This window comes from Streptomyces sp. NPDC058964 (assembly GCF_042741275.1).
Lineage (GTDB): Bacteria > Actinomycetota > Actinomycetes > Streptomycetales > Streptomycetaceae > Streptomyces.
Genome location: NZ_JBHYKH010000159.1, coordinates 308 through 8,798, shown reverse-complemented (window position 1 = coordinate 8,798; position 8,491 = coordinate 308). Strand labels below are relative to the sequence as shown.

At 71.2% G+C, this 8,491-nt stretch carries 7 protein-coding genes; 5 read left to right on the top strand and 2 right to left on the bottom strand.

Going from position 1 to position 8,491, the window contains the following annotated elements; all coding sequences use genetic code 11:
- Positions 1–142 precede the first annotated feature (142 nt).
- Positions 143–547 carry a hypothetical protein gene (locus ACFW2E_RS20770; RefSeq protein ID WP_384468447.1) on the bottom strand — a complete coding sequence of 135 codons (405 nt, stop codon included), beginning with the start codon at positions 545–547 and terminating at the stop codon, positions 143–145.
- 241 nt (positions 548–788) lie between these two features.
- Here ACFW2E_RS20770 and ACFW2E_RS20765 point away from each other — a divergent pair, with 241 nt between their 5' ends.
- Both ACFW2E_RS20765 and ACFW2E_RS20760 read left to right on the top strand, forming a co-directional pair.
- Positions 789–1,709, top strand: a complete 921-nt coding sequence (locus ACFW2E_RS20765; protein WP_384468445.1) for a hypothetical protein — start codon at positions 789–791, stop codon at positions 1,707–1,709.
- A gap of 81 nt (positions 1,710–1,790) precedes the next feature.
- A complete protein-coding gene (locus tag ACFW2E_RS20760; protein ID WP_384468443.1) occupies positions 1,791–2,057 on the top strand; it encodes a hypothetical protein in 267 nt (88 codons plus the stop codon).
- A 12-nt stretch (positions 2,058–2,069) separates the two neighbouring features.
- On the opposite strand, the gene ACFW2E_RS20755 is transcribed toward ACFW2E_RS20760, so the two are convergent.
- The gene (locus ACFW2E_RS20755) at positions 2,070–3,284 is read right to left on the bottom strand and encodes a carbohydrate-binding protein (RefSeq protein WP_384468442.1); all 1,215 of its coding nucleotides are present in this window, start codon (positions 3,282–3,284) and stop codon (positions 2,070–2,072) included.
- Between the two features lie 260 nt (positions 3,285–3,544).
- On the opposite strand from ACFW2E_RS20755, the gene ACFW2E_RS20750 reads away from it, so the two are divergent.
- The 3 genes from ACFW2E_RS20750 to ACFW2E_RS20740 all read left to right on the top strand — a co-directional run.
- On the top strand, positions 3,545–6,919 hold the full coding sequence (locus ACFW2E_RS20750) for a pyruvate carboxylase (protein ID WP_384468461.1): 3,375 nt from the start codon (positions 3,545–3,547) through the stop codon (positions 6,917–6,919).
- A 118-nt stretch (positions 6,920–7,037) separates the two neighbouring features.
- Positions 7,038–7,832: an SGNH/GDSL hydrolase family protein gene (locus ACFW2E_RS20745; RefSeq protein ID WP_384468440.1), complete on the top strand. Its 795-nt coding sequence runs from the start codon at positions 7,038–7,040 to the stop codon at positions 7,830–7,832.
- Between the two features lie 57 nt (positions 7,833–7,889).
- On the top strand, positions 7,890–8,491 hold a 602-nt coding region (locus tag ACFW2E_RS20740), incomplete at its 3' end, for a PadR family transcriptional regulator (RefSeq protein ID WP_384468438.1).

Below are 8,491 nucleotides of genomic sequence, written 5' to 3'. Positions count from 1 at the left end.
GAAGCGGGGGAGGCGCCCGCGACGAGCACCGCTGTGCGCCCCGCGGCCGCGAGGTCGCCCGCGAGCGGTCCGCCGCCCGCGCCGCCGCCGACGACGTGGTCGAAGCCCGTCTCTTCGGGGGGAGCGGTGCCCGGCTCCGCGGTCACGTCCGCTGGGCCTTGAGGGGGTTGACGAGCGAGGACGCGGCGAGGGCCGTGTTGGCTGCCGAGATGAGGGTGGTCAGCACCGCGGTGCGGCGCGGGATCTGGCCGCTGATGCCGAGCATGACCGCGGTCGCGGTGTCGCTTCCGTGGATGAGCACTCCCTCGGACAGGTCCTGCCGCAACTGCTCGCCGTCATGGGCCAGCAGGGCGAGACCGAGCAGGATCGTCCGGATTCCGAAGAGCCGGAAGGCGTAGACGGCAGCCGGGCTGGGCGGTTCGCGGTCGGGGTCGAAACGCCGGATGAGCAGGTCGGGTGCCAGCAGTCCGGCGGCGCCGTCGACGAGCCGTATTGCGGCGAGTGCGTAGACCGTGGCAGGGCGGGGTTCGGCTCGATCCGTGGCCATGTTGTCTCCTGAAGGTGCGTTGATTCCTGCGGTGACGGGGAAGGACCGCCGGACCTCACGACACGGGAGAGGAACACCCTGGAAAACTCCGATTTCCACGTTATGTGATCTTTTGTTCGACTGCACCTCGAGGGCATGACGGACGGAACGGGGCGAAAAACAACCCCGAGGATGATCCACACGTCTATACGGTCGCGGGAGGCGGACGTGACCTGTGGACAGCCCCTGCGAGGGGGAGTTCATGGATGTGGGACCGGCCGTGGGTTCGTCTTCCGTGGTCGCGCGCGTCGCGTCGTGCGTGGGCCGGGTGCTGTGGGGGGAGTTACGGGGGATCGTCGTCGACCCCGTGCGGCAGCTGCGGCGGCGCGGGGTCTCGGGGCTCTGTCTGGCGTTCGTGACCGCGATCGGGGTCATCCTCCTCCACCACCTCGCCCAGCGGCCGGCCGGAGCGAGGACGGTGTGGCTGCTCGGGGGCGTCACGGCCGATCTGCCTCTGTGGCTGTCCCTCCTGCGCACCCCGGTGTCGCTGTACGTCCCGGCGCTCGATCTGCCGGTGTGGGCGGGCATCACACAGCTGTTCCTCGCCTTCGCCCTGGCCGAGCTCACGATCGGCCGCACCAGGACCCTGACCGTCGCGTACGTCACCACCCTGGCCGGGACGCTCACCGCCCGGTTGATGATCGCGATCGGTCCCGGCTGGTGGGGACTGGGGCTGCCGCCCGAGTGCGGAAAGGTGCTCGACACCGGGCCGTCCGCGGCGGTGGTCGGTCTGTTCACCTACATCTCGGTCATCCGGCGCGCGCCCGTCGTGTTCGCGCTGACCGGCGGGTCGATGGTGTGGGAGTCGATCGCGGTGCCCAACCTGGCCGGCCGTGAGCATCTGATCGCAGTGGGCACGGCCCTCGTCCTGGGACTGCTCCAGGAGCGCCGCCGGCGGCTCCCGGGGACTGCCGGGGACACGCTGCCGAGTCCGGCCGCCCGGGTCGAGGGAAGCATCACCGAACCGCGGATCTCCACCGCCTTCTTCGCACGGGTGTTCGTCCCTCTCGAACCGTCTCCGACGAGAATCGGCAGGAACCTCTTCCGCGAATCCCGGGAATCTCGTGAAACCCGTGAATCCCGGAACGTCAGAACTTGGCGGTCTCCGGTGCCCCCCTGCTAGTGCTCGTCGACCCGCTCGGCAAGGTCACCGAGTCCGCGTACCCCGGGTCCGTTGTCAGTGGCGCCTGCGAGTCTGCACACCATGGATGAGCAGGAGTTCATGCGCGGCAGGGTGTACGGGGCGGACCACGACGACGCGGGCCCCCGGCCCGGCCACACCTATGTGCAGCTGGTCGGGGGCCCGCTGGACGGACTGCTGCTGGACGTCACCGGCCGGCCCGTGCGGCCGCCGGGGGAGCAGGTGGCGCTGGTGACGGAGATAGGCCGCTACGGACCCGGCGGCCGGGCCCTGTACGCGCCCCGGCCCAGCGACGTCCGCCGCTACGACTGGCGTGGCGACGTACCCTGACGGCCGGACTCCTCAGCAGGCGCCCTCGTCCTGCCAGGGGCCCCATTCGGCGGCGCCCGGCACTTCGTTCTGGGTCCACCACTTGGCCTTCCAGTTGTGCTTGCCGTAGGAGACCTCGTCGCCGTTCGTGTAGACGGCGGTGGAGCTCCAGGCCGGCTTGCACGAGCTGCCCGGGGGTGTCGGCGTGGGGGTGGGAGTGGGCGTGGAGGTCGGCGGGGTGGCCCCGGCGAACTTCACCGAGTACTTGGCGAAGTCCCACGAGTCCTGGGCCACGCTGGAGCACGTGCCGGAGGTGCGGCCGCCGTTGTCCGCGGGGGTGCACTGGCGGTCGCGGTTGAGGGACCAGAAGGTGAAGCGGTCCATGTTGTGGCTCGTGGCGTAGTCCAGCACGGTCTGGAAGTCGGCCTGGCTGAAGTACTCGCCGGTGTCGCTGCGGCCGTTCATCCCGGAGAAGCCCTCGTGGGCGTAGGCGGTGGCCTGGTCCCAGCCGAAGGTGGACTGCAGGATCGTGTTGAAGCTGGTGAGTGCGGCGGTCTGACTCGCGGCACCGTTGAATCCACCGTCGAACGGCATGATGGAGAAGTTGTTCGGGGTGAACCCCTGGGACTTCGCCTCCAGCAGCATCTGCTTGCCGAACCAGCCGGTGCCGTCGGCCGTGCCGGCCGTGGTGACGGAGACGTAGAGGCCGGGGTTGTTCTGCTGCAGGATCTTGGCGGCGCCGATCTCGTTCCTGATGGCCGCGGTGTTCTCGTACTCCGGCTCCTCCAGGTCGAAGTCGATGGCGTGCAGTCCGTACTTGGTGATGACCTGCTGGTAGGCCGCCGCCGTGGCGGCCGCGTCCGAGCATGCCTGGCCCAGCTTCGTGCCGCCGTACCCGCCGATCGAGACGGAGACGTCCCCGCCCTTGGCACGGATGGTGTCGATCACCGACCGGACGGCGGTGTCGGAGGAGACCGGGGCCGTGCCGCCCCATGTGGGGGAGCATCCGCCGCCGTTGGGAGCGAGGACGAAGGCGAGCTGGAACGCCTTGAGGCCGGTGGCGTCCATGATGGCGGCCGCGTCCGGCGGGTCGTTGTCCAGGGGCATCAGGTAGGGGGCGGCGGCGTACCACCGGTTGCCGAGCGCGGTGGTCGCGCCCGAGGCGTTGCCCGCGACGAGCGCGGTCGTGCCCGCGGCGGCGAGCGCGACGGCGGCAGCCGCACCCAGGCATGCGCGAAGACGTCTCACTGACTGCCTCCAGAGGGGTGGGGGAGTTGCCCCACCCTCCGGGAGCTGTTGCGCTCACGTCAATAAGTTGGACTAGACCAAAGGACTCTTTGGACTAGACCATACGTGTTCTTTGCTCGCGGAGTGCTGCGCGGTTCATGTCAATGTGATGTTTCCCGCCTTCAGCGATCCACCGCCCCGCCCCTAACGTGGCCGCGTGGCACGGCAGGGGGATGGCCGACACCATGGTGTTCGTCGCCGGCAGGCTGAAGGGATCGAGAATGTTCCGCAAGGTGCTGGTCGCCAACCGTGGCGAGATCGCGATTCGCGCGTTCCGCGCAGGCTATGAGCTGGGCGCGCGCACAGTAGCCGTCTTTCCTTACGAGGACCGCAATTCGCTGCACCGCTTGAAGGCGGACGAGGCCTACGAGATCGGAGAGCCGGGGCATCCCGTGCGGGCTTACCTCTCCGTCGAGGAGATCGTCGGCGCGGCGCGCAGGGCGGGAGCCGACGCGGTCTACCCGGGCTACGGCTTCCTCTCCGAGAACCCCGAACTGGCCCGTGCCTGCGAGGAGGCGGGCATCACCTTCGTGGGGCCGAGCGCCCAGACCCTGGAGCTCACCGGAAACAAGGCGCGCGCGGTGGCCGCGGCCCGCGCGGCCGGTGTCCCCGTGCTCGGCTCCTCGGCGCCCTCCAACGACATCGACGAACTGGTCCGCGCCGCCGAGGAGATCGGCTTCCCGGTGTTCGTCAAGGCGGTCGCCGGGGGCGGCGGGCGCGGTATGCGCCGCGTGGAGGACCCCGCTCTGCTGCGCGAGTCCATCGAGGCGGCGTCCCGCGAGGCGGCGTCCGCGTTCGGCGACCCGACCGTCTTCCTGGAGAAGGCGGTCGTGGATCCGCGCCACATCGAGGTGCAGATCCTGGCCGACGGGGACGGCAACGTCATCCACCTGTTCGAGCGCGACTGTTCGCTCCAGCGCCGCCACCAGAAGGTGATCGAGCTCGCGCCCGCGCCCAACCTCGCCCCCGAGCTGCGCGACCGCATCTGCGCCGACGCCGTGCGCTTCGCCCGCGAGATCGGCTACCGCAACGCGGGCACCGTGGAGTTCCTGCTCGACCGGGACGGCAACCACGTCTTCATCGAGATGAACCCGCGCATCCAGGTCGAGCACACCGTGACCGAGGAGGTCACCGACGTCGACCTGGTGCAGGCCCAGTTGAGGATCGCCTCCGGCGAGACACTGGCCGACCTCGGACTCTCACAGGAGACCGTGACCCTGCGCGGAGCCGCGCTGCAGTGCCGTATCACCACCGAGGACCCGGCCAACGGCTTCCGCCCGGACACCGGCCGCATCAGCGCCTACCGCTCCCCGGGCGGCTCGGGCATCCGCCTCGACGGCGGCACCACGCACGCGGGTACGGAGATCAGCGCCCACTTCGACTCGATGCTGGTCAAACTCACCTGCCGGGGCCGGGACCTGAAGGCCGCGATCGGCCGGGCCCGGCGTGCCGTCGCCGAGTTCCGCATTCGCGGCGTCGCCACCAACATCCCGTTCCTGCAGGCCGTCCTCGACGACCCGGACTTCCAGGCCGGGCGGGTCACGACCTCGTTCATCGAGGAGCGGCCGCACCTGCTCACCGCGCGCTCCTCCGCCGACCGTGGCACCAAGCTGCTCACGTACCTCGCCGACATCACGGTGAACAAGCCGCACGGCGAGCGGCCCGAGCTGATCGACCCGGTCTCCAAACTGCCCGTGCTGCCCGCCGGCGAAGTGCCCGCGGGCTCCCGGCAGCGGCTCGTGGACCTCGGCCCCGACGGCTTCGCCCGCTGGCTGCGCGAGTCGCCGACCATCGGGGTCACCGACACCACCTTCCGCGACGCCCACCAGTCGCTGCTCGCCACCCGGGTGCGCACCAAGGACCTGCTCGCCGTCGCCCCCGCCGTCGCGCGGACCCTGCCCGAGCTGCTGTCCCTGGAGTGCTGGGGCGGCGCCACCTACGACGTCGCCCTGCGCTTCCTGGCCGAAGACCCCTGGGAGCGGCTGGCCGCGCTGCGCGAGGCGGTCCCCAACATCTGTCTGCAGATGCTGCTGCGCGGCCGCAACACCGTCGGCTACACGCCCTACCCGACCGAGGTGACCGACGCCTTCGTCCAGGAGGCCGCCGCCACCGGCATCGACATCTTCCGGATCTTCGACGCCCTCAACGACGTCGGCCAGATGCGCCCCGCCATCGACGCCGTACGGGAGACCGGCACCGCGGTCGCCGAGGTCGCCCTCTGCTACACCTCCGACCTGTCCAACCCGAACGAGCGCCTCTACACCCTCGACTACTACCTCCGGCTCGCCGAGCAGATCGTCGAGGCGGGCGCCCACGTCCTGGCCGTCAAGGACATGGCCGGCCTGCTGCGCGCCCCGGCCGCGGCCAAGCTCGTGTCGGCGCTGCGCCGCGAGTTCGACCTCCCGGTGCATCTGCACACCCACGACACCGCGGGCGGCCAGCTCGCCACCTACCTCGCAGCTGTCCAGGCGGGCGCGGACGCGGTGGACGGCGCGGTGGCGTCGATGGCGGGGACGACCTCGCAGCCGTCGCTGTCGGCGCTGGTCGCCGCGACCGACCACTCCGAGCGCCCCACCGGCCTGGACCTCCAGGCCGTCGGGGACCTGGAGCCGTACTGGGAGAGCGTCCGCCGCATCTACGCGCCGTTCGAGGCGGGCCTCGCCTCCCCGACCGGACGCGTCTACCACCACGAGATCCCCGGCGGCCAGTTGTCCAATCTGCGTACCCAGGCGGTCGCCCTGGGCCTCGGCGACCGCTTCGAGGACATCGAGGCGATGTACGCCGCCGCCGACCGGATCCTGGGCCGCCTGGTCAAGGTGACCCCGTCCTCGAAGGTGGTCGGTGACCTCGCCCTGCACCTGGTCGGCGCGGGAGTGAAGCCGGAGGACTTCGAGTCGACGCCCGACCGCTACGACATCCCCGACTCCGTCATCGGTTTCCTGCGCGGTGAGCTGGGTACTCCGCCCGGCGGCTGGCCGGAGCCGTTCCGCACCAAGGCGCTCCAGGGGCGCGCCGACGCCAAGCCCGTACAGGAGCTGACGGACGAGGACCGCGAGGGCCTGGAGAAGTCCCCGCGTACGACGCTCAACCGGCTCCTGTTCCCCGGCCCGACGCGCGAGTTCGACACCCACCGCCAGGCGTACGGCGACACCAGCGTCCTGGACAGCAAGGACTTCTTCTACGGTCTGCGTCCCGCCAAGGAGTACGCCGTCGACCTGGAGCAGGGCGTACGGCTCCTGATCGAGCTCCAGGCCGTCGGCGAGGCCGACGAGCGCGGTATGCGCACCGTGATGTCCACGCTCAACGGCCAGCTACGGCCCATTCAGGTGCGCGACAGGGCGGCGGCCTCCGACGTGCCGGTCACCGAGAAGGCCGACCGCGCCAACCCCGGCCACGTCGCGGCACCGTTCGCCGGTGTGGTGACCCTCGCGGTCGCCGAGGGCGACGAGGTGCAGGCGGGCGCCACGGTCGCCACCATCGAGGCGATGAAGATGGAGGCCACCATCACCGCCCCGAAGGCGGGCCGGGTGTCGCGGCTGGCCATCAACCGCGTCCAGCAGGTGGAGGGCGGCGACCTCCTGGTCGAGATCGCCTGAGCCCGCACACCTGGCGGCCGGACCCGCGAGAGCGGTCCGGCCGCCTCCGTCGCCCCCGCTGCTATAGTCAACTACGCACTTAGTCGCTTAGGTGTCCATGGGGAAAGGTGGCAGGCCGATGCCGTCCGGTGGGTATCTGCGGTACGTCGCCCTGGGCGACAGCCAGACCGAGGGCCTCGGTGACGGCGACGACGGCAGCGGGCTGCGCGGGTGGGCCGACCGGCTGGCCGAACGGCTGGCGGGCCAGAGCCCGGACCTGCGGATCCCCAACCTGGCCGTGCGCGGCCGACTGGCCTCGGAGGTACGGGCCGAACAGCTCGCGCCGGCGCTCGCGCTGCGGCCGGACCTCGCCACCGTGGTCGCGGGGGTGAACGACGTACTGCGCCCCCGCTTCGACGCCGACGCGGTGGGCGGCCAGCTGGAGGCGATGTTCGCCGCGCTGACCGGACAGGGCGCCCGGGTGGCGACCCTCACCTTCCCCGACATCTCCCGGATCACCCCGCTGGCCCGTCCCCTCGCCCCCCGGGTGCACGCGCTCAACGACCGCATCCGGGAGGCCGCCCGGCGTCACGGTGTCGTCCTGGCCGAGACGTCCCACCATGCGGTGGTGACCGATCCCCGGCTCTGGAGTTCCGACCGGCTGCACGCCGGTCCGCTCGGTCACGCGCGCATCGCGGCCGCGGTCGCCCACGCCCTCGAACTGCCGGGCAGCGACGACAGCTGGACGCGGCCCCTTCCGGACGCACCGGTGCCCTCGGGCCTGCGGGCCGCGGGCGCCGAACTCCGCTGGCTCGGCTCCTTCCTGGGGCCCTGGCTCGTCCGCCGGGTCCGCGGCCGCTCCTCCGGCGACGGCCGCCGGGCCAAGCGCCCCGCACTGCTTCCGGTGAACGCGCTCGCCGAGGGACCCTGCTGACCCGGGCTCCCCGGCACTCGCCCCCTCCGCTGATCAACGAGCTGTTAGGTTGAGGTCATGGCTCTGCGCAACGCGGTGATGGCCGCGCTTCTGGAGGGTGAGGCCTCCGGATACGACCTCGCGAAGGGGTTCGGGGCCTCGGTCGCCAACTTCTGGATGGCCACGCCGCAGCAGATCTACCGCGAACTCGAGCGGATGGAGAGCGAGGGACTCGTCTCCGCGCGCCTGGTGCAGCAGGAACGCAGGCCCAACAAACGGCTCTTCACCCTCACCCGGGCCGGCCGCGAGGCCGTGCACGCCTACACGGCCGAGACCTCCAGCAAACCCATGGCCATCCGGGACGAGCTGATGGTCAAGGTCCAGTGCGTGGACGTCGGCGACCTGGCGGCCGTACGGGCCGGGATCCGCGAACGCGTGGAGCGGTCCGCCGCCAAGCTGGCCCGTTTCGAGCGCATGCGGGAACGCATGCTGGACGGCCGTACCGAGGAGGAGTACCTCGCCACGGCCGAGCGTGTCGGCCCGTACCTGACGCTGCTGGGCGGACTGGCACTGGAACGGACGAACGTGACGTGGGGCCGGAGCGTGCTGGCGACGCTGGAGCGGCGCGCCTCGACGCTCGCCGGATCGTATGTGGGGGGGGGGGAGCCAAAACCCGGCCG